The organism is Arthrobacter sp. Marseille-P9274 (assembly GCF_946892675.1).
GTDB lineage: Bacteria > Actinomycetota > Actinomycetes > Actinomycetales > Micrococcaceae > Crystallibacter.
In genome coordinates, this window is sequence record NZ_CAMPOV010000001.1 from 891,735 (window position 1) to 914,312 (window position 22,578).

Consider the following 22,578-nt stretch of genomic DNA (forward strand, 5'->3'; position numbering starts at 1 on the left):
CCGTCGGGACGTCCTACTGCAGCGTCGCGGTCAGCCGGGCGACGTTGTCCACGTAGCGTTCCAGCCGGCTGCGCTTGGTCCACTCCTCCAGCGTGATCTCCCTGGAGACTTCCCGGTAGCTGTCCTGGACCTTGCGCATCCGCCCCACAACGCCGTCGCCCAGCATCATGACGGACACCTCGAGGTTGAGCGAGAAGGAGCGCATGTCCATATTGCTCGAGCCCAGCACGGCAATCTCGTCGTCCACCGTGAAGTGCTTGGCGTGCAGGACGAAGGGTTTCGGGTACAGATAGATCCGCACGCCGGCCTCGAGCAGGGCCTGGTAGTAGGACCGCTGGGCGTGGTGGACCAGGAACTGGTCCCCCTGTTCGGAAACAAAGAGTTCGACGTCGACGCCCCGTTGCGCCGCCGTCGTAATGGCGTACAGGAGCGAGTCGTCGGGGACAAAGTAGGGGCTGCAGACGGAGAGCCGCTCGACCGCGGCGTAGATCAGCGTGTTGAACAGCCGCAGGTTGTTCTCGGTGGCGAAGCCCGGACCGCTGGGCACTACCTGGCAGGTCATTGGGCCCGGCTCGCGGGACGGGGCCGGCGTGAACAGTTCGCCCTCGAGCGTGTCGTCGGTTTCGCTGGACCAGTCGGTGGCGAAGACGATGTTCAGCGCCGTGACGATGGGCCCTTCGTAGCGGGCCATCAGCTCCACCCATTGGCGGCCGACGCGGGCGCTCGAGGCCCGGTGGTAGCCCGGATGGATCAGGTTCTGGGACCCGGTGAACGCGACGCGACCGTCGACCACCAGGATCTTGCGGTGGTTGCGCAGGTCGATGCGGCGCCACTGGCCCTGGACGGGAAGCAGCGGCAGCATCCGGCGCCAGTCGATCCCGCTGTCCTGCAGCCATTTCAGGAACTGCCGGTAGCCCTTGACGCGCATGGCGCCCAGGTGGTCGAACAGCAGCCGTACGCGCACGCCGCGGCCGGCGGCCTCCTTCAGCGCATCGAACAGTTCACCGGTGACGTCGTCGCGGGACATGATGTAGAACTCGATGTTCACGAACTCCTGCGCCTCGCGCACGGCCTTGGCCATCGCGGCGATGGACCCCTTGTAGTCCGGGTAGAGCTCCACGTGGTTGCTGTCCACCATCGGGAAGGAGCCGAGCCTCCGGTTCAGCTCCGCCGCGGAGTGCACCCAGCCCGGAGCCTCTCGTTCGCTGCGCGGCTCCTCCAGGTTCTGGGTGGCCGCCTGCACACGGCGGTTGGTCTCCATCTGCTTGGCGATCCGGCGGTCCGAGAGCCGGAATCTGCCGAACATAAAGAACAGCGCGAGGCCCACGAGCGGCACGAAAAAGATGGCCAGCAGCCAGGCCATCGCGGTGGTGGGGCGGCGGTTGCCCGGCACGATGCCCAGCGCGGCGATCCGGATGGCAAAGTCCACCACGGTCAGCAGAACGACAGCCCAGTCCGGGAGTGTCCCGAAACCGGCAAGCGACCACAGCACGGCAGTATCCGTCCTTTCTTCCCGCCGTCCCCCGGCGCGTCTTCCCCCAGCCTAATCTGCCGGCGGGAGCAATCTAAGCTGAAGCCATGACAGTTTTGGTGTTTCTCGACCCGGCCCATGAGAACGGCAGGGTTGCAGACCCTGCACAGCCCCAGCTAATGGCCACGGACCTCGGTGCCACCCGCGGGGACGGCATCTTCGAATCCATGCTCGCCGTGGATGGCGTGGCACGCAAAGTCGGCGCGCATCTGGACCGCCTGGCAAAGTCCGCCCGGACCATGGAACTGGACATCCCGTCCGCCGACAGCTGGCGGCGGGCCATCGCAACCGCGCTGGCCGAGCATCCCCCGGCCGAGGAAATCGTGATCAAGCTCCTGGTCACCCGCGGCGTGGAAGGCGCGTGCCGGCCGACGGCGTGGGTGCAGGCGAATGCGGCCGGGCCGGTCGGCCGGAAGCAGCGCCGCGAGGGCGTGGACATCCTGCTTCTGGACCGTGGTTACGACAGCTCGCTGGCCGAGCGCGCCCCGTGGCTGCTGCTCGGCGCCAAGACCCTCTCCTATGCGGTGAACATGGCCGCCCTGCGCTATGCCAAGGCGCACGGGGCGGACGACGTCATCTTCACCTCGACCGACGGCCTGGTGCTCGAGGGGCCGACGTCGACGGTCCTGATGGCCACCGAACACGACGGCGTGAAGACGCTGGTCACGCCGCTGCTCGAGAACGGGATTCTGCCCGGGACCTCGCAGGGGGCGCTGTTCAAGGCCGCCGCGGCCGCCGGTTGGCAGCTCGGCTACGGTCCCCTGCAGCCGCACCACCTGCTGGAAGCGGACGCCGTGTGGCTCGTCTCGAGCATCCGCCTGCTGGCCCCGGTCAAGAGCATCGACGGGAAGCCGATCCCGGTGTCCGGGCCCATGACCGAGGAGCTCATGAAGCTGCTGGCCGAGGGCAGCCAGGACTGAGCCGCCCGGCTCAGCGGCTCAGGAAAGCACGGGGTTCCACGTACCGGCGGTGACGGCGGCGGCCAAGGCGGCCGCCGCGATGAGCGCCCCGCCGAGCACCACCCAGATGTCGATCCGGGCGAAGGTCGATTCCCGCGCCCAGGTGCGCTCGGCGCCGCCGAAGCCCCGGGCCTCCATGGTGACGGCCAGGCGGGAGGCGCGGCGCACGGCCTGGACCAGCAGCCCGAAGCTCTGCCCCAACGTCGCCCGCAGTCGCTGCAGCGGAGTGCCGTGCGAGCCGATGCCGCGGGCGCGGCGGGCCATGCCGATGGTCTGCCATTCCTCGGCCATGAGCCCCACCAGGCGCATGGCCGCCAGCGTGCCCAGGACAAAACGGTGCGGCAGCCTGGCCTTCTGGGCCAGCGCGTCCGCCAGGTCGGTCGGGTCGGTGCAGCTCATCAGCAGGATCGCGGGCAGTGCGATGGCCAGCCCGCGCAGCATGAAGCCGAGTCCCAGTTCGAGGGACCCTTCGCTGATCGACCAGATGCCCGCGTCGACCAGGATCCGCCCGCTGTCCGCCGAAAGGATCGCGGTGCTCCAGCCGCCCACCGCGGCGGCGATGATCAGCGGCCAGCCCCGCTGCCACAGCAGGCGCAGGGTCAGCCCGGCCAGCCCGAAGAGGGCGACCTCGGCGGCCAGCGCCGTCCCGGCCGACACCCAGTCGATGGAGACAGCGAGCACCGCGGTGATAAAGACCACGGCAGCGAACTTGGCCAGCGGGTTGGCGCGGGTCAGCGGCGCGGAGTTGCCGCCAATGGTCAGCACTTCCCTCATGCCGCACCCGCTTCCAGCCGTGCGGACCCGAGCCGCAGCTCCGAGCCGCCGAGGACGGCGGTGAATTCCTCGTCGTGCGTCACCGAAACGACGGCCGTGCCGGCGTCGAGGAGCTCGGTCAGGAAGGACGCGAGCTCGGCCCAGGTCCGGGCGTCCTGCCCGAAGGTCGGCTCGTCCAGCACCAGCACCTGGGGGCGGGCCGCCAGCACGGTGGCCACGGAGAGCCGGCGCTTCTCGCCGCCGGAGAGTGTATAGGGGTTGGCCTCGGTGAGGTGGTCCAGGCGCAGCCGCGCGAGCAACTCGTCCACGGCCTCGGCGCCCCGGCCCAGGTGCCGCGGGCCGACCATCAGTTCATCCAGCACCGTGCCGGTGACGAACTGGTGCTCGGGTTCCTGGAAGACCGTGCCGATCCGCGCGATGAGCTGCTTCGCCTTCCATTTGAAGGGGTCCGTCCCGGCACCTGCGGCGAGGCCGACGGCGGCGCCCACCTTGCCGTAAGCCGGTGCCAGCAGTCCACCGAGGGTGAGCGCAAAGGTCGATTTCCCCGCGCCGTTGGGGCCGGTGACCGTCAGTGCCCGGCCGGCGGACACCTCGGCGTCGATCCCCGACTGGACCGGCGCCCTGCCGCGGCCGCGGCGGCGGGCGGGTTCCCGGGAGACGGCCAGGCGCTCGGCCGCCAGCAGGAGTTCGCCGCTGCCGGAATTGGCCCGGGGCCGGGTCGCAGGGACCAGCCCGGGAACCCACACCCCCGCCGCCGCCAGCATCCGGCCGGCCTGGTCGAGCACCTCGCCGGGCCGCCAGTCCAACAGCACGGCGGACTGCTGGGCTCCCGACGCGGAGAGGCCCGGCTGCAGCACGACGATCCGGTCGACAAGGTCCTTCCAGACGGCGACCCGGTGCTCGACGACGATCATCGTGGCTCCGGTCTTGTCCAGGCTGCGGCCGACGGCGTCGCGCACCTCCAGCACCCCGGCCGGGTCCAGGTTGGCCGTGGGCTCGTCGAGCAGGACCAGACCCGGACGCATGGCCAGGATCCCGGCCAGCGCGAGCCGCTGTTTCTGCCCGCCGGAGAGGGCGGACGTGGGGTGGTCCAGGGCCAGGCCGCCGAGTCCGACGTCGTCCAGCGCCTCGCCGACGCGCCGCCAGATTTCGTCCCGCGGCACGGCCAGGTTCTCGGCGCCGAAGGCGACGTCGTCGCCCAGGCGCGACAGCACCACCTGGGTCTCGGGGTCCTGCTGCATCAGGCCGGCACGCCCGCGCTGCCCGCGCGGCGGCGTCCCGTCGATCAGCAGTGTGCCCGCCTCGTCGGCCCCGTCGTCGTCGTCGCCCAGGACCCCGGCCAGGGCGTGCAGGAGCGTGGATTTTCCGGCCCCCGAGGCGCCCAGCAGCAGCACCCGTTCGCCCGGCCGGATGTCCAGGTCCAGTCCGTGGACGGCCGGCGCGGTCCGGCCGGCATGGCGCCAGCCCCAGCCCCGCGCGGAAACCGAGGCCGGCCGCGTTGCCGCGGTGGTTCCCGCCGCGTCTGCTACCGAGGCAGCCATCAGGAAAAGACGGGCTCGGTCGCCGCCTTGCGGGACGCGAAGGAGCTGAGCGCCCCGGTCCTGGCCAGGCCGCGGGTGGCCACCCAGGACAGGGCCCCGGCAATGACCGCCCCGGAGATCGCCGTGCAGACGATGTAGAACAGCTTGTCCCCCGCCTCGTACGCGATGTTCCAGCCCCACGGCGCGAAGGAATCATTCAGTCCGCAGAACAGCCCCGCCCCGGCCCCGGCGAGCAGCGCGACCGGCAGGTTGAACTTCCGGTACAGGAATGCCGCGAAGACCAGCTCGGCGCCCAGGCCCTGCAGTATGCCGGAGAGCAGCACCGTGGTGCCGTACTGCGAGCCCATGATCAGTTCGCCCGTAGCGGCGACGGTCTCGCAGAACAGCGCGGCGCCCGGCTTGCGAATGATCAGCATCCCGAGCACGGCCGGGATCATCCAGCCGCCGGCGTATAGCCCGGTCAGCGGCGGATACAGGGCGTTCACCGGCGCGGAAACGACGTTGGCGCCCTGGGACCAGGCCCAGAAAATGACGCCGCCGGCCACGGCGATCAGTGCCGCGACCACGATGTCGACGACGCGCCAACTGTAGTTGGGTTTGCGGGCCGCCGCCGGCGCGGAATGTTCAAAGGTGCTCATGGAATCCTCCTGAGGTCCAGGAGGGGAGGGCAGCCCGATACGGGCAGCCCTGAGAACTCGACTCCCTTCGCCGGTACTAACCGGAGCAGGTTCGAGGGTCTGCGGTTGGCCGCACTCTCAGCGTCCCGCCCGGTGCACGGCTGCTGCCGCCTTCCCGGATCGGACGCTCCCCTGTCGTCATGTGCTGTTATCAGCGCCTTCAAGTCTACACTCCGGCCCGCCCTAAGCTCCCATCGGCGCCGAGCGGTTAGGCTGGGCGTAAATGACGATTACCTACTCAAGGGAGCGGCAATGCATTTGATCTTGAAGCTGATGGGCACCGGCGTCAGCATCGCGGCCGGTTTGGCCGGAGCGAAGCTGATCGACATCCTCTGGAAGCTGGTCACGGGGAAGGATTCCCCGAAGCAGGACACCGAGGCGATGGAGAACACCCTCCGCGCCACTCTGGTGTTCGCGGTGATCTCCGGCGCCGTCAGCGCCATGATCCGCGTGCTCTCCCAGCGCGGGACGCAGCAGGCCATCAACCGCTTCACGAAGACGCGGGACCTGGTCTAGGGGTAAATAACGACGACGGAGGCCAGGCGCGCTCCTGGCCTCCGTCGTCGTTATCCGGCGGCCCGCAGCTCCGGCAACTCCGGCAGCACCGCCGGTTCCCGGCGCAGGTCCGGCAGCACCTCAGCGTCCCGGCGCTGGTCCGGCAGCACCTCAGCGTCCCGGCGCTGGTCCGGCAGCGCCGTCGGCGTCCCGGCGCAGGTCCGCCCGCGCCGCCGACTCCGCCGCCAGCTCGGCTTCCGCGGCCGCGGTGTCGAACTCCTCCGCCTCGTCCGCATTGGCACTCCCGGGCTCCTCGGGAACGGGCAGGTTTTCTTCTTCCGCCGCCTTGCGGACCACTTCGTCCAGTTCGTCGATGCTCAGCGTGTCCCTGCGCAGGTGCTTAGTCCGGTAACCCGCGCGGCCGACCATGTGGGCCGAGACCGGGACGGTGAGCAGCTGGAACAGCCACGCGAGGATCAGCACCGGAACCGCGGCCCAGCTGCGCAGCTGCAGGGCCAGCCCCATGAGGAGCAGGAACAGGCCGAAGACCTGCGGCTTGGTAGCGGCATGCATGCGCGAGAGCAGGTCCGGAAAGCGCAGCATGCCGATGGCCGCGGCCAGGGACATCAGCGAGCCGACGACCAGGCACGCCGCGGCGAGGATTTCGAGGACAGCGTCAGTGTTCATGGGGCCGCCTGTCGATCACGTAGCGGGCCACGGCGACGGAGCCGATGAAGCCGACCAGCGAAATGATGACCACGAGGGTCATGTTGTCCTGGTGCTTCCGGACCGCCATGTCGGCGATGATGCCGGCACAGACGATCGCGAGCAGGACGTCGATCCCCATCACCCGGTCCAGGATCGAGGGGCCCTTCACGATGCGGAAGATCGCCACCGCGGCCGCGATCGTCAGGATCGCGCCGACGATGACCAGCACAACGTCCATGATGCCGGTCATCGTGCGCCTCCCCGCTGCCCCTGCAGTTTTCCGTCCCTGACGATGGCCAGTTCCTCCTTGCTGCCGATGCTCTTGATCAGCCCTTCCTCGATCCGCAGCACCTGGTCCCGGAACCGCTCGGCCCCCTCCGGGGATTCGATGTCCAGGCAGTGCAGGTAGAGCGTGGAGGTGGATCGGTCCACGTCCACCACGAGGCTCCCGGGGATGAGCGAGATGGTGTGTCCAGTGGCGGTCACGATCAGGTCGGAGCGGCTGCGCAGCCGGACCGCCAGCACCGCGTTCCTGGTCCGCGGCCCCTTGGTCAGGGCCACCCACAGGACCTGGAAACTGGCTACCGCCACGTTGCCGATGAACTGCACCACGAAGACCAGGCCGGCGAGGACATTGAGTCTGCCGCCCAGCTCCACCGGCGGCAGGTAGAAGACATTGACGACGACGAGCGCGATGGCCAGGCCGAAGATGAGGTTGCCCGCGCTGTAGTCCTGCCACAGGGCACCCCACAGGACGACCAGCCAGACGAGCAGCGGGATTTCGGTCAGCAGCGGGATCCGGGTGCGCATCACGGCTGCGCTCCTTCCGCCGCGCCGGCCCCGAGCACCGCTTCGATATAGGGCACGCGTTCCAGCAGGCCCAGGCCCGCCTGTTCGCTGAGCTGGAAGAGCGGGCCGGCGAACACCGTCAGCGCGACGCCGAGGACGACGAGGCCGATCGTGGCGCCAACCATGCTCTTGGGCAGCACGTTGCTGGTCGGCTGCGGCGCCTTTCCGGCCGCAACCTGCAGGGCGGCGGCGGGAGCCTTCGCCGGCACGAGGTGCTCCCCGCGGGGCGCACGGTCAGGGACGGCGGCCAGCAGGACCGGGTCCGGATGCTCCGCGTCCGCCGGAGTGCGCCAGAAGGCACGGTTCCAGACCCGCGCCATGGCCAGCAGGGTCAGCAGCGAGGTCAGCACGCCGCCGACCACCAACAGGTAGGCCAGCGGCGTACCCAGGTCGACGCCGGCCTGGAGCAGGCCCAGCTTGCCAAGGAAGCCGGAGAACGGCGGGATCCCGGCCAGGTTCATCGCGGGCACGAAGAACAGGATCGCCAGCAGCGGCGACAGCCGGGCCAGTCCGCCCAACCGGTCCATGTTGGAGGTCCCGCCGCGCCGCTCGATCAAACCGGTGACCAGGAAAAGACTTGTCTGGACGGTGATGTGGTGGGCCACGTAATAGACCGTGGAGGCCAGCCCGAGCGCCGACCCCAGCGCCAGCCCGAAGACCATGTAGCCAATGTGGCTAACGAGCGTGAAGGACAGCATTCGCTTGATGTCGATCTGCGCTAGCGCGCCGAGGATGCCGACCACCATGGTCAGCAGCGCGACAATCATCAGGAAGTTGTTGATCCGGTCCCCCGGGAACAGCAGCGTCTCGGTGCGGATCAGGGCGTACACGCCAACCTTGGTGAGCAGGCCGGCGAACACCGCCGTGACCGGCGCCGGCGCCGTCGGATAGGAGTCGGGGAGCCAGAAGGACAGCGGGAACACCGCGGCCTTGATGCCGAACGCGACCACCAGCATCAAATGCAGGATCATCTGCGTCGAGCTGTCCAGTTCGCCCAGCTTCACAGCGAGGTCCGCCATGTTCACCGTGCCGGTGGCGGCGTAGATCATACCGATGGACAGCAGGAACAGCATCGAGGAGATGACGCTGACCACCACGTACGTCACGCCCGCACGGACCCGCGGCCCGGTGCCGCCCATGGTCATCAGCACGTAGCTGGCCGTCAGCAGGATCTCGAAGCCCACGTAGAGGTTGAACAGGTCGCCGGTCAGGAAGGCGTTCGAAACGCCCGCCACCAGGATCAGGAACGTCGGGTGGAAGATCGAGACCGGCCCGTCCTCGTCCCCGTCGGCCATGCCCTGACCGGCCGCGTACACCAGCACGGACAGGCTCACGCAGGTGGAAATCACCAGCATCAGCGAGGACAGTTCGTCCACCACCATGTTGATCCCGAACGGCGGAACCCAGCCGCCGATCGACACGGACTGCGGTCCGGACGTCCAGGCCGTCACCAGCAGGATGAGTTCGACCGCCAGCGTCAGGGACAGCGTGCTGACCGAAAAGAACCGCTGGGCGCCCGGGTGGCGGAGCAGCAGGAACGTCAGCCCTGCCCCCACGATGGGAAGGACGACGGCGAGCGGCGCCAGCGACGCGGCATTCATCGGCTTCCCCTTTGCTTCGTTTTCTTTCCGGCCGGACGCTCGTCCGCGTCCTCCGGGACGAACTCCGTGGTTTCCACCGGTAGGGCCGTATCATCCTCGGCATCGAAGCTGGACTGGTTCCGCACGCGGCGGTCCTCAATGTCGTCCTGGACCTCGTCCTGGCGGCCCAGCACCCAGGAGCGGTAGATGATGCCGAGCATAAAGGCGGTCACGGCGAACGAGATGACGATCGAGGTCAGAATCAGCGCCTGGGGCAGCGGATCGTTGTAGTCCTCGGCCGCCACGTCCCCGCGGTAGATCGGCGCGAGCCCGGCGGCCCCGCCGGTGCTCAGCAGAAGGATGTTGGCGCCGTTGGCCAGCAGCATCAGGCCGAGCATCACCCGGGTCAGGCTTCGCTCGAGGATCAGGTAGACGCCGACGGCGATGAGCACGCCCATGACCGCCAGCAGCGTAATGTTCACGGTCATCGCGCGACTCCTTCCTCGACTGGTTCCGGTGCTTCATGAGGCCTGCCCCGATGCGGTATCGGCTGCTGGTCTTCGCTGCGTTCGTCGATCTCGGCGCCGAAGCTGCGCAGCACATCAAGGACCAGCCCGACCACTACGAGGTAGACGCCGATGTCGAAGACCGTCGACGTGACGAACTTGTGGTCGCCAAAGACCGGCAGGCTGAAGTGCAGGATCGCGCTCTGGAAGATCTCGCCGCCGAGCAGCAGCGGGATGACTGCCGCCAGCGACGCGGTGCACAGGCCGGCGCCGAGCAGGAAGCCCGCGCTGACCGGCGTGGCCTCGGCCAGTTCGACGCGACCGCCGGCCAGGTAGCGGACGGTCAGCGCCAGCCCCGCCAGCAGACCGCCGGCGAAGCCTCCGCCCGGGGCATTGTGGCCGGCGAGCAGGAGGAAGATCGAGAAGATGATCACGGAGTGGAACAGCAGCCGCGTCACGACTTCGAAAATGATGGAGCGGCGTTCCGGGGCCAGAGTGCGCCCGGCCACCAGCCAGGTCTCTTTGGCAACGGTCGCGAAGCGCCGGGCCGTGAGCAGCGCGGCCTTGTCTCCGTGCCGCTGCGGCAGTTCGGTAACGCGGTCCACGGAGCCCGAGGCGACCCCCGCGGCGCGGGTGCGCTTGTCGCCGCGGCTGCGCACGAAGATCAGGCTCGCCACGCCCGTGGCCGCGATGGCCAGCACCGAGATCTCTCCGAAGGTGTCCCACGCCCGGATGTCCACCAGGGTGACGTTGACGATGTTGGCGCCCCCGCCGCCGTCGTACGCCAGGGACGGAAACTCCAGCGACACCGGAAGCTGGGTCCGGGCGGCCATCGAGGTCATCGCGATGGCCACCATCGCCCCGCCGACCGCCAGGCCGACCAGCGCGCGCAACAGCTTGAAGCCGCCGGGGGCACGCAGCCAGAGCCGCGCGGGCAGCGACCGGAGCGCCAGCACGATCGCCACGAGCGCGATGGTCTCCACCAGCATCTGGGTCAGCGCCAGGTCCGGAGCGCCCTGCAGTGCGAAGATGAAGGCGATGCCGTAGCCGGTCACCGAGACCATCAGCACGGCCAGGAAACGCTTGTTGGCGCGGATCGCGCCGAACGCGGCGAGGATAATGCCCACTCCGGCGATCAGCTGGGCTGGCGTGTCCGCCAGGAGCCAGCTGTCCGGCCAGGGCGGATCCATCAGGATCACGGCGCTGAGCGGCGTCACCACGGCCACGCCGAGGATGACGAACAGGTAGTAGATGAGCGAGCCGCGCTGCGTGCGGCCGGTGATCCAGACCGCCGTCTCGTCCAGCACGCCGACGATGCCGCGGTAGGCACGCTCGCCGGTGAGGCCGCCGGAGAAGCGGTCCTGGAAGGAGCTGACCTTACCGCGGAAGCGGAAGAGCAGGTACCCGACGGCCAGGGTGACCGCCGTCAGGCCGAGCGCCGGCGTCAGCCCGTGCCACAGCGCGAGGTGCCCGTCCGGGGCGCCGTCCGGCGCGTACAGGGTTACGTACGGCTGGACGGCCGAATCCACCGGGCCGGGCCAGAGGCCGGCCAGCACCGTGGCTACGGCGAGGACCGCCGGGGCGGCGAGGAAGCTCGCCGGGACCGGGGTGAACGCCGTCTTCTTGACGTTCGGCTTGTACGCGAAGCCGCCCCAGAGGAAGCGGGCGCTGTACGCGAACGTCAGCATCGAGCCGAGGACCACGCCCGCCAGCAGCAGGTAGCCCACCGCCCCGGACTTTTCGGCCTCGTGCACGAACGTCTCGTAGACCGTCTCCTTGGCCACGAAGCCCAGCAGCGGCGGCAGGCCCGCCATGGACGCGGCGCCGATCAGGGCCACCGCGAAGAGCGGCTTGGAGGTGCGGTAGATGCCCGAGAGCTTGCGGATGTCGCGGGTTCCGGACTGGTGGTCGATGATGCCGACGACCAGGAACAGCGTCGCCTTGAAGAAGCCGTGGGCCAGCAGGAGCGCGAGCCCGGCCAGCGCGCCGTCGCGATTGCCGAGCCCGACCACCATCATCAGGAAGCCGAGCTGGCTGACCGTGCCGTAGGCCAGGATGAGCTTGAGGTCGAACTGTTTGAGTGCCAGCCAGCCGCCCACGAGCATGGTGAGCAGGCCGAGGCCCAGCACGGTCCAGTCCCAGAACGCGGTGTCGGAGAAGCCCGGGGCCAGCCTGGCGACCAGGTAGATGCCCGCCTTGACCATGGCCGCGGCGTGCAGGTAGGCGCTGACCGGAGTGGGGGCGGCCATGGCGGCCGGCAACCAGAAATGGAAGGGCACCAGCGCGGACTTGCTCACCGCGCCCACCAGGATCAGGAAGATGGCGACGTTGATCAGCATGCCGTGCTGCTGCAGCAGCTCCGGCGCCCGCGCCATGATCTCCGAGATCCGGTAGGTATCGGCGGTCTGCCCCACCATGATCAGGCCGATCAGCATGGTCAGGCCGCCGAAGGTGGTGACCATCAGCGCCTGCAGGGCGGAACGGCGGGCGGCCAGCCGGTTACGGGCGTAGCCGATCAGGAGGTAGGACAGGATCGTGGTCAGTTCCCAGAACATGTAGAGCATGATCAGGTCATCGGTGATCACGAGGCCGAACATCGCGCCCGCGAAGGCCAGCAGCTGCGCGCCGAACGGGCCGATGTTGGGGTCCTGGACCTTGAAGTACCGGGCGCAGTAAAAAAGCACCAGCGCGCCGACGCCGAGGATCAGGATGGAGAGCACCGCGGAGAGGGTGTCCATCCGGAACGCCAGTTCGAGCTTCAGCTCCGGGATCCACATGACGGTTTCCGACGGCGGCGCATTGGGTGCGCCGGTCAGGGCGCCTTGCTCCGCTCCGGTGTAGCGGTCAAACGTCGCCAGCAGCCACACGAACCCGCCGGCAGGTACCGCGGCGAGAATATAGAACGTCGACCGGCCGATCTTCCGAAACATCCAGGGCGCTACGAAGGCCACCAAGAACAACAGGGCGAGCACAACGAGCACGATATTCTCCGGAGCTACCTTCTGGGGGTCGACGGCAAGACAAGGGGGAAGACAGGTTCCATTCTACCCATGGAATACTTACGTTCCCGGACGGGCGGTACCATCTGGCTATGAGCCACTCGCCTCACTCCCCGGCCTCGCCCAGCGGGACCGGGAATTCAGCCCTGGGGGAAATCAACAAGAAGCATGTGCTGGCGTGGGCTTCGTGGGACTGGGGCTCGGCCGCCTTCAACGCGGTCATGACGACGTTCGTCTTCACGGTCTACCTGACCGGCGAAGCGTTCGGCGGCGAGGACTATGCCTCCGGCATCCTGGGCTACGGGCTCGCGCTCTCCGGGCTGGCCATCGCACTGCTCGCCCCGCTGACCGGCCAGCGCTCGGACGCCGGCGGCCGGCGGAAGTACTGGCTCGGCGTCAACAGCGTTGCCGTGGCCGTGCTGACCGCGCTGTGCTTCTTCGTGTACCCCTCCCCCGGCTTCCTCTTCCTCGGCGTCGCCCTGATCGCGCTGGCCAGCGTGTTCGCCGAGTTCGCCGGGGTCAACTACAACGCCATGCTGGGGCAGATCTCCACGCCGGCCACGATCGGCAAGATCAGCGGGTTCGGCTGGGCGATGGGCTACGTCGGCGGCATCGTGGCCCTGGCGCTGGTGCTCGTCGGATTCGTCCTCCCGGAGAACGGCTGGTTCGGGGCCACCGCCGAGGACGGCCTGAACATCCGGCTGGTCGCCGTGTTCTCCGCCGTGTGGTTCATGGCCTTCGCGCTGCCCGTACTGTTCACCGTCCCGGAGATTCCGCGCCAGCCCAAGGCGGCAGCGCTCGGCATCGCGGCCTCCTACGGGCTGCTGTTCCGCCGGATCAAGGCCATCTACCGGACCAGCCCGCACACCATCTTCTTCCTGCTCGCGAGCGCCGTCTTCCGGGACGGCCTGGCCGCCGTCTTCACGTTCGGCGGCGTCATCGCCGCAGGCACCTTCGGCTTCCCGCTGACCGGGGTCATCATCTTCGCGATCGCCGGCAACGTCGTCGCCGCCCTAGGCGCCGTCGTCGGCGGCTACCTGGACGACCGCGTCGGGCCCAAGAAAGTCATCGTCGGCTCGCTGATCGGCCTGCTGGCGGCCGGAACCGCGATCTTCCTGCTCGGCGCCGAAAGCCACAGCGTCCTGGGCGTCTCGTGGACCGGCGACACGACCTTCTGGGTCTGCGGCCTCCTGCTCTGCCTGTTCGTCGGCCCGGCCCAGGCCTCCAGCCGCGCCTACCTCGCCCGGCTCGCGCCGTACGGCGAGGAAGGCGAATACTTCGGCCTCTACGCCACCACCGGCCGGGCCGTCAGCTTCCTGGCTCCCTCGCTCTTCGCCCTCTGCATCGGCATCTTCGGCGCCCAGCGCTTCGGCATCCTGGGCATCCTGATCGTCCTGCTCGCCGGACTGCTGCTGCTGCTGCCGGTCAAGGAGCCGCGCGAAATTCCCACCGCCACAACGCCGGCCGCCTGAGCGGCGGCAGGGGCCCGGACTCCTGAGCGGCGGCGACTCCGGCCGCCTCAGCGGTGTCAGGGGCCCGTCCGCCCGCTCCTGGGCGCGCCCTCTTGGGCCGCTCCGGCAGAGCGGCGTCCTCCCGTACATCTTTAGGCTTCAAGCTTTACGAACCCGCTGGTCAAAGCGATCCTTGAACCTTAAACAAGGGCAGGGCGGCCTAATACTGCCCAAACGGAAGGGCACCTCGGCCGAAGCTAGCGGGCCGCGAACCTCCGGCCGGCGCCGCTTAGCGTGCGGCGGGCTGGCGGGCCGCGAACCTCCGGCCGGCGCCGCTTAGCGTGCGGCGGGCTGGCGGGTTGCGAACCTCCGGCCGGCGCCGCCTAGCGTTCGATCCGGGTGCGGTGGAAGTTGAGGTGGCTGCGCGACGCCGTCGGCCCCCGCTGCCCCTGGTAGCGGTTGCCATACTGGCCCGATCCGTAGGCGTACTCGGCCGGCGAGGACAGGCGGAAGAAGCAGAGCTGGCCGATCTTGGAGCCGGGCCACAGCTTGATCGGCAGGGTCGCCATGTTGGACAGTTCCAGCGTCACGTGCCCGGAGAACCCCGGGTCGATGAAGCCCGCGGTGGAATGGGTCAGCAGGCCCAGCCGGCCCAGCGAGGACTTGCCCTCGAGCCGGGCGGCGACGTCGTCCGGCAGCGTGACCGTCTCATAGGTGGAGCCGAGCACGAACTCGCCCGGGTGCAGGATGAAGGGCTCGTCCGGATCCACCTCGACCAGGCGGGTCAGCTCGGGCTGCTCCAGCTGCGGATCGATGTGGGCGTACTTGTGGTTGTCGAACAGCCGGAAAAACCGGTCGATCCGCACGTCCACGCTGGACGGCTGGACCATCTCCGGCAGGTAGGGTTCCAGGACGATGCGCCGGGCATCGATTTCTTTCCGGATGTCCCGGTCTGAGATCAGCACCATCCCAAAATATCGCATCCGCCACGCGGCCCCTGAATCCGTCCGCTGCGGCCGCGCAACACGGAGAAAAGCTGTCCCTCCCAACCCGGCCGGTGCCAAGATGGGAGCACTGCTGCGCCGCAGTGAGGCAACTCCAAGGGGGGTAACACGCATGACCACCGCACCGCCGCGCCGTCTTCGGCCCATGCTGGCAGCACTCGCCGCCGCAGCCGCCCTGATCCTCGCCCTGTTCACCGCGGCTCCGGCCCGGGCCGCCGAGCCGGTCCGGGACCCCGGGCACAGTAGGGTCCTGGTCAACAAGGACCACCCGCTGAGTCCGGCCAAGTACACACCGTCCCTGGTGAGCTGGAAGGGCACCGGCTACCGGATGCGGTCGGACGTGAGGTCCAAGCTCTCCGGCCTGTTCACGGGGGCGGCCAACGCCGGCCACTCCATCGCCGTCGTCAGCGCCTACCGCTCCTACACGCAGCAGCGCGACCTCTACAACTACTACGTCCAGACGTACGGCAAGGCCTACGCGGACCGGATCTCCGCCCGGCCGGGCTACAGCGAGCACCAGACCGGCCTGGCCGTGGACGTCGGTCTCGCGAGCGGCTCCTGCGGCCTGGCCGCCTGCTTCGGCGACACCGCGGCGGGCAAGTGGGTGGCAGCCAACGCCTACAAGTTCGGCTTCATCATCCGCTACCCCAAGGGCCACGAAGCCACCACCGGCTACACCTACGAGCCCTGGCACCTGCGCTACGTCGGCGTCGCGCTGGCCACCGAGATGCGGTCCAAGAAGATCCCGACGATGGAGCACTACTACGTCCTGGGCAAGCCCAGCGTGCGCAGCTATGCCGACGTCCTCGCCGCGGACCCGGCCGGCGAGCTCTGGCGCTATCCCGGCGGCGCGAGCAGGCTGCACGCGCGGGTGCGGATCGACACCGCCTACGGCGGGGTCAGGACCGGCACGGCGGTGGACTGGAACCGCGACGGCACCATCGACCTGCTGCTGCAGATGAAGGACGGCCGCCTGCTGGTCAACTACGGCAGGGCCGGCGGCGGCTTCCAGGCCCCGCGGCAGGTCGGCAGTGGCTTCGCCAGGTTCGACATCACCGCCGGCAGCTGGGTGTCTGCGGACCGCTATCCGGGCCTGGTCGCCAAGCGCTGGTCGGACGGCTCCCTGTTCTACTACCGCAACGGCTCCGGCGCGGGGCTCTCCGGCGGCAAGGTCTTCAGCCGTGGCTGGGGCGCCTACTGGCCGACCCTGCTGGACTGGAACCAGGACGGCAAGCAGGACATCGTCGCGGTGCGCCGCACCGGAGAGCTGTACGTCTATCCGGGCAACGGCACGGGCTCGGTCAGCACCTCCGCGTCGGCGCGCAAGCAGATCGGCGGCAGCGGCTGGGACAAGGTCTCCTCCATCACCCCGCTCTACGGCTACGCCGCGTCGGGCTCCACCGGCTTCATGGCGAAGTTCAAGGACGGTGCCCTGCGCTACTACCCCTACACCGCCGGCCGCTTCGGCATCCGCAGCCAGGAAGGTTCCGGCTTCACCGGCTACAACGTCTTCCGCTGACCCGTGGCCGCCCGGGTGCCGGCAGCCTGAAGTACGACGGCGGAACCGCGCCTTGCGCGCGGAAGGTGCGCCTGCGCCGTCGTACTCCGTGTCCGCTCAGGGGCGGCCGATCTCCGTGCGGACCGCGAGCAGCTCGGGAAAGAACGTCAGCTCCAGCGCCTTCTGCAGGAACGCCGCGCCGGAGGAGCCGCCGGTGCCGGGCTTGTAGCCGATGGTGCGCTCCACCGTCTTCAGGTGCCGGAAGCGCCAGAGCTGGAAGTTCTCCTCCAGGTCCACGAGTTCCTCGCACGCCTCGTAGACGTCCCAGTTGTCATGCGTGTTCTCGTAGATGTACTTGAACGCGGCCACCAGCTCCAGGCTGAACACGTGGGCGTGGCGGACATCGCGCTCGAGCACGGCCGGGGGCACCGCGTAGCCGCGGCGGTGGAGCAGCGCCAGGAACTCGTCGTAGATACTCGTGGCATCGAGCAGGTCCGATAGCAGCTCATGGGCGGCCGGGTCCGCCGCGAAGACCTTCAGCATGGCCGGGTTCTTGTTGCCCAGCAGGAACTCCACGGCGCGGTACTGCCAGGACTGGAAGCCGGAGGACGCACCGAGGTCGCCGCGGAACTGCGCGTACTCGGAGGGCGTCAGCGTGGCCAGCACGGACCACTGCTCGGTGAGCGTGCGCTGGATGTGCTTGACCCGGGCGATGCCCTTCATCGCCTCGCGGAGGTCGTCAGCGCGCAGCTCGGCCCGCACCGCGCGCAGCTCGTGCAGGATGAGCTTGAACCAGAGTTCGGTGACCTGGTGCTGGATGATGAACAGCAGCTCGTCGTGGTGCTCGGGGCGGCTGACCGGCTGCTGGGCGGCGAGCAGGAGGTCCAGTTTCAGGTAGGACCCGTAGCTCATCTTGTCCGAGAAATCGGTCTCGATCCCCTGCTCGAAGCTGCGGGTATTCTTCTCCACGGACATGGCGCTCCATTGTCGGGTTGGCGTGTCTGCCTGGCGGTTTGCTACCAGCGTACGCGCCGCCGCCACGGGCGCCCCAGTGCCGTCTAAAGTGGAGCCATGGACGTGGAAGAGACTCCCCTGCCGGGCATCGGGGTCAGACGTGAACTGGTGCTCGACTCCGGCCGCCGCGTGGGGATTGTCATCCACCGCGACGGCGAGACCGAGCTGATTGTCTCCAAGCTGGACGACCCGGATGCCTGCCTCGCGTCGATCCCGCTGAGCGTGCAGGAAGCGGCCACCCTGGGCAGCCTGCTGGGCGGCCCCCAGCTGGTGGCCCAGCTCAGCGAGGAGCACCGCGAGCTGCCGGGCATCAGGACCATACAGGTGCCGCTCACGCGGGGTTCGCCATTCGCCGGGCGGCCCCTGGGCGACGCGCATATCCGCAGCAGCACCGGGGCCTCCATCGTGGCCATCGCCCGGCAGGGCGAGATCCTGCCCTCTCCGGCGCCGTCGGAGGAGCTGCGGGCCGAGGACGTCCTGGTCATCGTCGGGACCGACGAAGGCCTGGCCGCCGCCGCGGCCATCCTGAACGGAAGCTGAGCCGCCATGGGCGGCACGACGGTTGCGCTGCTCGAACTCGGGATCATTTTCCTGGGCCTCGGCATGCTGGGCCGCATTGCTGCACGGATGGGCATGTCGCCCGTTCCGCTCTACCTGCTCGGCGGCCTGGCCTTCGGCCACGGCGGGCTTATCGAGTTCGGCGGCATCGCCGAATTCGGCCACATTGCCAGCGAGATCGGCGTGGTCCTGCTGCTGCTCATGCTCGGCCTGGAATACACCGCCAAAGAACTGGTCACCGGCCTCGGCCAGGCGTGGCAGGCAGGGCTGGCGGACCTGGTCCTCAACTTCACCCCCGGCGCCGTACTGGCGCTGATGTTCGGCTGGGGCGGGGTCGGCGCCATGGTGCTCGGCGGGGTGACCTATATTTCGTCATCCGGCATCGCCGCGAAAGTGCTGACCGACCTGGGCAGGCTGGGCAACCGGGAGACGCCCACGGTCCTCTCGATCCTGGTGCTGGAGGATCTGACCATGGCCGTCTACCTGCCGATCCTGACGGCCGTGCTCGCCGGGGCCAGCTTCCTCGGCGGCCTGCAGGCCGTCGGAATCTCGCTGCTGGTCGTCACCGCGGTCCTGCTGCTGGCGCTGCGGCACGGGCACCGCATCTCCTCCTGGATCCACAGCCCGGACCAGGAAACCTTCCTGCTCAGGCTCATCGGCGCCGCGCTCCTTGTGGCCGGGATCGCCTCGACCCTGCAGGTCTCGGCCGCTGTGGGCTCCTTCCTGCTGGGCATCGCGATCTCGGGGTCGACGGCGGAGAATGCGGTGCGGGTGCTGGAGCCGCTGCGGGACGTCTTCGCCGCCATGTTCTTCGTGGTGTTCGGCCTGAACACGGATCCGGCCACCATCCCGCCGGTGCTGGGGTGGGCGCTGCTGCTCGCGGTCGCGACGGCAGCGACGAAGATGGCCACCGGAACCTGGGCGGCGCGGCGCAGCGGCATCGGCCGCTGGGGCCAGCTGCGCGCCGGCACCACGCTGATTGCCCGGGGCGAATTCTCCATCGTCATCGCCGGACTGGCCGTGGCGTCGGGGGCCATCGACGGGCAGCTGGCCGCGCTGGTCACGGCCTACGTCATGCTGACCGCCGTGGCGGGTCCGGTGATCGCCCGCTTCGCGGAACCGGTGGTCCGCCGCCTGGCCCGCGAGCCCGAAATCGCACGCTGACCCGGCCCTCTCCACATCTTTTCGGTTGCGGGATGCCGCTGTGACTAGCCGAAATTCCTTTTTCGGGCATATGGTCGGATGGCAAGGCTACTTAGGAGTGACCGGGCGCACAGTTGCTAAGGCGTCCTACAACGAGGTGGAGGCGCGATATTTATGCCGCGAGCGGAGAGGCCACAGTCCACGGGCCGAAATAGACCCCGCGCCCTGGCCGGCGTGACGCTGGCCCTGGGCGCGATGCTGTTAACCGGGTGCGCACCCGAGGAGGGCCCGCCCACTTTGACCTGGTACATCAACCCCGACGACGGGGGCCAGGAAGCCATTGCGCAAAAGTGCACCGAGGCATCCAACGGTGCCTACCGGATCGAAACGTCGCTGCTGCCCAACGAGGCGGCCTCCCAGCGGGAGCAGTTGGCCCGGCGGCTGGCCGCCGGAGATTCCTCGCTGGACATCATGAGCCTGGATCCGCCGTTCATTCCCGAGCTCGCCGAGCCGGGCTTCCTCGCGCCGGTCCCGGAGGACGTCGCGCAACGGACCACCGCGAACGTGGTCGACGGCGCCCTCGCCGGGGCCCGCTGGAAGGACCAGCTGGTCACCGTCCCGTTCTGGGCCAACACCCAGCTGCTCTGGTACCGCAAGTCGGTGGCGGAGGCCGCCGGCCTGGACATGAGCAAGCCGGTCACCTGGGACCAACTGATCGAGGCCGCCGAAAGCCAGGACAAGTATCTCGGCGTCCAGGGGCAGCGCGGCGAATCGATGACGGTCTGGATCAACGCGCTGGTCGAGTCCGGGGGCGGACAGATCATCGAGAACCCCGAGGCTCCCGGCGACGAAATCCGGCTCGGCCTGACCTCGGATGCCGGCATCAAGGCGGCCGAGATCATCTCCACCATCGGCAAGGACGGCCTCGGCAGCCCCGGCCTTCCCACCCAGGACGAGAACAACTCGATGATCCTGTTCCAGGGCGACGAGGGCTCCTTCATGGTGAACTGGCCCTTCGTCTGGCCCGCCACCAACGCCGGCGTCGAATCCGGGTCGCTGGACAAGTCCCTGATCGACGACATCGGCTGGACCCTCTACCCCGAGGTGAACGCCGGCGAGGAAGCACGGCCCCCGCTCGGCGGCATCAACCTCGGCGTCGGCGCGGACAGCGAGCACCCGGACCTGGCGTACCAGGCCATCGAATGCATCGTGTCTCCGGAAAACCAGGCGGAATACTTCGTCACCAACGGCAATCCGCCGTCGAACACCGAGGCCTATAAGGACCCGGCCATCAAGGAGAAGTTCCCGATGGCGGACACCATCCGCGAGTCCCTGGAACAGTCGGCACCGCGGCCGCAGACGCCGTACTACAACGAAGTCACCACCAGCCTGCAGCAGCGCTGGACACCGCCGTCCAGCGTGGATCCGCAAAGGACGCCGCGGACCACCGCAGACTTCATCACATCAGTGCTCAGAGGGGAGAACCTGCTGTGAGTACCTCAGTGAAACCCGCCCGCCCGCAGACCGTGCAGAAGCCGCCGCCGCAGTACAGCGACCGGGCCAAGGCGGAGCGACGGCTCGGCTGGCTGCTGGCCGGACCGGCCTTTGTGGTCATGCTGGCCGTCACCGCCTACCCGATCCTGCAGGCGGTCTTCGACTCGCTCTTCAACTACCGCCTCACGGCGCCGGACGAGCGCGAGTTCATCGGCCTCGGCAATTACTTCGTGATCCTCACGGACGTGGTCTGGTGGCGCGACCTCGGCGTGACGCTGCTGATCACGGTGATCACCGTCGTCGTCGAACTCATCCTCGGCTTCGCGCTGGCCCTGGTGATGCACAAGGCCCTGAAGTCCGTGCGCGGCCTGCTCCGCACCGCCATCCTGGTGCCCTACGGCATCATCACCGTGGTCTCGGCCTTCGCCTGGTTCTACGCCTTCGACATCAACTCCGGCTTCATCAACAACTGGTTCGACTGGGTGCCCGGCATCGATCCGGACCTGAACTGGTTCGCCCAGGGCGGCACCTCGCTCTTCGTCATCATGGCCTCGGAAATCTGGAAGACCACGCCGTTCATCTCGCTGCTGCTGCTGGCCGGTCTGGCGCAGGTGCCGGACGAGCTGACCGAGGCCGCGGAGGTGGACGGCGCCACCTGGTGGGAGCGGATGAGCCGGGTGATCCTGCCGAACATGAAGGCGGCCATCATGGTGGCCGTGCTGTTCCGGGCCCTCGATGCCTTCCGGATCTTCGACAACGTCTTCATCATGACCAACGGCGCGTTCGGCACGGAAGTGCTCTCGCTGCTGGCCTACCGCACCTCCATCAGCCGCCTCGAAATCGGGCTCGGCTCGGCGGTGTCCGTCCTGCTGTTCATCTGCGTGCTGCTGATCTGCTTCATCGCGATCAAGCTCTTCAAAGTCGACCTCGCCGGCGCCCGAGGAGGTAAATAATGAAACCCAGGACCAAGGAACGGCTGGTCTGGACCATCATCTCGATCCTCGTGCTGGTGTACGCGCTCTTCCCGGTGGCCTCGATCCTCGCGACCTCCTTCAAAGAGCCGAGCGACCTGACCTCCGGCAAGTTCCTGCCCACGAACTGGAGCAGCGTGAACTACGAGCAGATCCTGGTCGGCGACGCCCAGGAGCTGTTCCTCAGCTCGCTCTGGAACTCGATCGGCATCGCCCTCATCGCCACGTTCATCGCCGTCGTGCTCGCCACGCTCTGCGCCTACGCCATCGCCCGGCTGGACTTCCCGGGGAAGAAGCTGATCCTGACCACGGCCCTGGCGGTGTCGATCTTCCCGGTCATCTCGATCGTCACGCCGCTGTTCAACCTCTGGCGCAACATCGGCCTCTACGACACCTGGCCCGGCCTGATCATCCCCTACCTGTCGCTGACCCTGCCGATCTCCATCTGGACCCTCGCGGCGTTCTTCCGCCAGATCCCGTGGGAGCTGGAGCAGGCGGCGCAGGTGGACGGTGCCACCACCTGGCAGGCGTTCCGTAAGGCCATCGTGCCGCTCGCCGCACCGGGGGTATTCACGACGGCGATCATCGCCTTCTTCATCGCGTGGAACGACTTCGTGTACGGCATCTCGCTCACCTCCACGGAGGCTGCCCGGCCGGTGCCGGCGGCGCTGGCCTTCTTCACCGGCGCCTCCCAGTTCGAGGCCCCGGTCGGCGCGATTTCCGCCGCCGCCATCATCGTAACCATCCCCATCGTCCTGCTGGTGCTGCTGTTCCAGCGCCAGATCGTCTCAGGCCTGACCCAGGGCGCCGTCAAGGGCTGACCCGC

At 68.6% G+C, this 22,578-nt stretch carries 20 protein-coding genes, 1 pseudogene and 1 riboswitch; of the genes and pseudogenes, 9 read left to right on the forward strand and 12 right to left on the reverse strand.

What is annotated here, in order from left to right:
- Nucleotides 1-13: 13 nt before the first annotated feature.
- Nucleotides 14-1,492: a cardiolipin synthase gene (gene cls, locus OC550_RS04030; RefSeq protein WP_262104018.1), complete on the reverse strand. Its 1,479-nt coding sequence runs from the start codon at nt 1,490-1,492 to the stop codon at nt 14-16.
- Between the two features lie 86 nt (nt 1,493-1,578).
- Here cls and OC550_RS04035 point away from each other — a divergent pair, with 86 nt between their 5' ends.
- Nucleotides 1,579-2,451, forward strand: coding sequence for an aminodeoxychorismate lyase (locus OC550_RS04035; protein WP_262104019.1), 873 nt, complete (start codon nt 1,579-1,581; stop codon nt 2,449-2,451).
- An 18-nt stretch (nt 2,452-2,469) separates the two neighbouring features.
- Here OC550_RS04035 and OC550_RS04040 read toward each other — a convergent pair whose 3' ends face one another.
- From OC550_RS04040 to OC550_RS04050, 3 genes are read right to left on the reverse strand one after another with little or no spacing between them, the layout of a single operon-like run.
- The gene (locus OC550_RS04040; protein ID WP_262104020.1) at nt 2,470-3,264 is read right to left on the reverse strand and encodes an energy-coupling factor transporter transmembrane protein EcfT; all 795 of its coding nucleotides are present in this window, start codon (nt 3,262-3,264) and stop codon (nt 2,470-2,472) included.
- Entirely contained in the window at nt 3,261-4,805 is a 1,545-nt protein-coding gene (locus OC550_RS04045; RefSeq protein WP_262104021.1) for an ABC transporter ATP-binding protein, read from the reverse strand. The genes OC550_RS04040 and OC550_RS04045 overlap by 4 nt, the downstream gene beginning before the upstream one ends.
- Nucleotides 4,805-5,443: an ECF transporter S component gene (locus OC550_RS04050; protein ID WP_262104022.1), complete on the reverse strand. Its 639-nt coding sequence runs from the start codon at nt 5,441-5,443 to the stop codon at nt 4,805-4,807. The genes OC550_RS04045 and OC550_RS04050 overlap by 1 nt, the downstream gene beginning before the upstream one ends.
- Before the next feature lie 45 nt (nt 5,444-5,488).
- A riboswitch (TPP riboswitch) is annotated at nt 5,489-5,626 on the reverse strand.
- Between the two features lie 108 nt (nt 5,627-5,734).
- Here OC550_RS04050 and OC550_RS04055 point away from each other — a divergent pair.
- Complete coding sequence (locus tag OC550_RS04055; RefSeq protein ID WP_262104023.1) at nt 5,735-5,998, forward strand: DUF4235 domain-containing protein; 264 nt, start codon at nt 5,735-5,737, stop codon at nt 5,996-5,998.
- A 318-nt stretch (nt 5,999-6,316) separates the two neighbouring features.
- Here OC550_RS04055 and mnhG read toward each other — a convergent pair.
- The 6 genes and pseudogenes from mnhG to OC550_RS04085 all read right to left on the reverse strand — a co-directional run.
- A pseudogene (gene mnhG, locus OC550_RS04060) lies at nt 6,317-6,664 on the reverse strand (monovalent cation/H(+) antiporter subunit G); the annotation flags it as partial.
- The gene (locus tag OC550_RS04065) at nt 6,654-6,935 is read right to left on the reverse strand and encodes a monovalent cation/H+ antiporter complex subunit F (protein WP_262104024.1); all 282 of its coding nucleotides are present in this window, start codon (nt 6,933-6,935) and stop codon (nt 6,654-6,656) included. The gene OC550_RS04065 and the pseudogene mnhG, both read right to left, overlap by 11 nt.
- Nucleotides 6,932-7,495 (reverse strand): Na+/H+ antiporter subunit E, encoded by a 564-nt coding sequence (locus OC550_RS04070; RefSeq protein WP_262106242.1) that lies wholly within the window; start codon nt 7,493-7,495, stop codon nt 6,932-6,934. The genes OC550_RS04065 and OC550_RS04070 overlap by 4 nt, the downstream gene beginning before the upstream one ends.
- Complete coding sequence (locus tag OC550_RS04075) at nt 7,495-9,135, reverse strand: Na+/H+ antiporter subunit D (protein ID WP_262104025.1); 1,641 nt, start codon at nt 9,133-9,135, stop codon at nt 7,495-7,497. The genes OC550_RS04070 and OC550_RS04075 overlap by 1 nt, the downstream gene beginning before the upstream one ends.
- Entirely contained in the window at nt 9,132-9,602 is a 471-nt protein-coding gene (locus OC550_RS04080; protein ID WP_262104026.1) for a Na(+)/H(+) antiporter subunit C, read from the reverse strand. The genes OC550_RS04075 and OC550_RS04080 overlap by 4 nt, the downstream gene beginning before the upstream one ends.
- A complete protein-coding gene (locus tag OC550_RS04085; RefSeq protein WP_262104027.1) occupies nt 9,599-12,601 on the reverse strand; it encodes a Na+/H+ antiporter subunit A in 3,003 nt (1,000 codons plus the stop codon). The genes OC550_RS04080 and OC550_RS04085 overlap by 4 nt, the downstream gene beginning before the upstream one ends.
- Nucleotides 12,602-12,711: 110 nt before the next feature.
- On the opposite strand from OC550_RS04085, the gene OC550_RS04090 reads away from it, so the two are divergent.
- Nucleotides 12,712-14,091: an MFS transporter gene (locus OC550_RS04090; protein WP_368736935.1), complete on the forward strand. Its 1,380-nt coding sequence runs from the start codon at nt 12,712-12,714 to the stop codon at nt 14,089-14,091.
- Between the two features lie 362 nt (nt 14,092-14,453).
- Here the strand turns inward: OC550_RS04090 and dcd are convergent, their stop codons facing one another.
- Nucleotides 14,454-15,035 (reverse strand): dCTP deaminase, encoded by a 582-nt coding sequence (dcd, locus tag OC550_RS04095; protein WP_262104028.1) that lies wholly within the window; start codon nt 15,033-15,035, stop codon nt 14,454-14,456.
- Nucleotides 15,036-15,186: 151 nt separating this feature from the next.
- Here dcd and OC550_RS04100 point away from each other — a divergent pair, with 151 nt between their 5' ends.
- Entirely contained in the window at nt 15,187-16,593 is a 1,407-nt protein-coding gene (locus OC550_RS04100; protein WP_262104029.1) for a D-alanyl-D-alanine carboxypeptidase family protein, read from the forward strand.
- 96 nt (nt 16,594-16,689) lie between these two features.
- Here the strand turns inward: OC550_RS04100 and OC550_RS04105 are convergent, their stop codons facing one another.
- On the reverse strand, nt 16,690-17,547 hold the full coding sequence (locus OC550_RS04105; protein ID WP_262104030.1) for a tryptophan 2,3-dioxygenase: 858 nt from the start codon (nt 17,545-17,547) through the stop codon (nt 16,690-16,692).
- 96 nt (nt 17,548-17,643) lie between these two features.
- Between OC550_RS04105 and OC550_RS04110 the strand changes: the two genes are divergently transcribed.
- From OC550_RS04110 to OC550_RS04130, 5 genes are all read left to right on the forward strand, one after another.
- A complete protein-coding gene (locus OC550_RS04110; RefSeq protein ID WP_262104031.1) occupies nt 17,644-18,126 on the forward strand; it encodes a cation:proton antiporter regulatory subunit in 483 nt (160 codons plus the stop codon).
- Nucleotides 18,127-18,132: 6 nt separating this feature from the next.
- Entirely contained in the window at nt 18,133-19,308 is a 1,176-nt protein-coding gene (locus OC550_RS04115; protein ID WP_262104032.1) for a cation:proton antiporter, read from the forward strand.
- A 234-nt stretch (nt 19,309-19,542) separates the two neighbouring features.
- A complete protein-coding gene (locus OC550_RS04120) occupies nt 19,543-20,781 on the forward strand; it encodes an extracellular solute-binding protein (RefSeq protein ID WP_262106244.1) in 1,239 nt (412 codons plus the stop codon).
- A complete protein-coding gene (locus OC550_RS04125) occupies nt 20,778-21,734 on the forward strand; it encodes a carbohydrate ABC transporter permease (RefSeq protein ID WP_306556907.1) in 957 nt (318 codons plus the stop codon). Before OC550_RS04120 ends, OC550_RS04125 begins: the two co-directional genes overlap by 4 nt.
- Nucleotides 21,734-22,573 (forward strand): carbohydrate ABC transporter permease, encoded by an 840-nt coding sequence (locus OC550_RS04130; RefSeq protein WP_262104033.1) that lies wholly within the window; start codon nt 21,734-21,736, stop codon nt 22,571-22,573. The genes OC550_RS04125 and OC550_RS04130 overlap by 1 nt, the downstream gene beginning before the upstream one ends.
- Nucleotides 22,574-22,578: the final 5 nt, after the last annotated feature.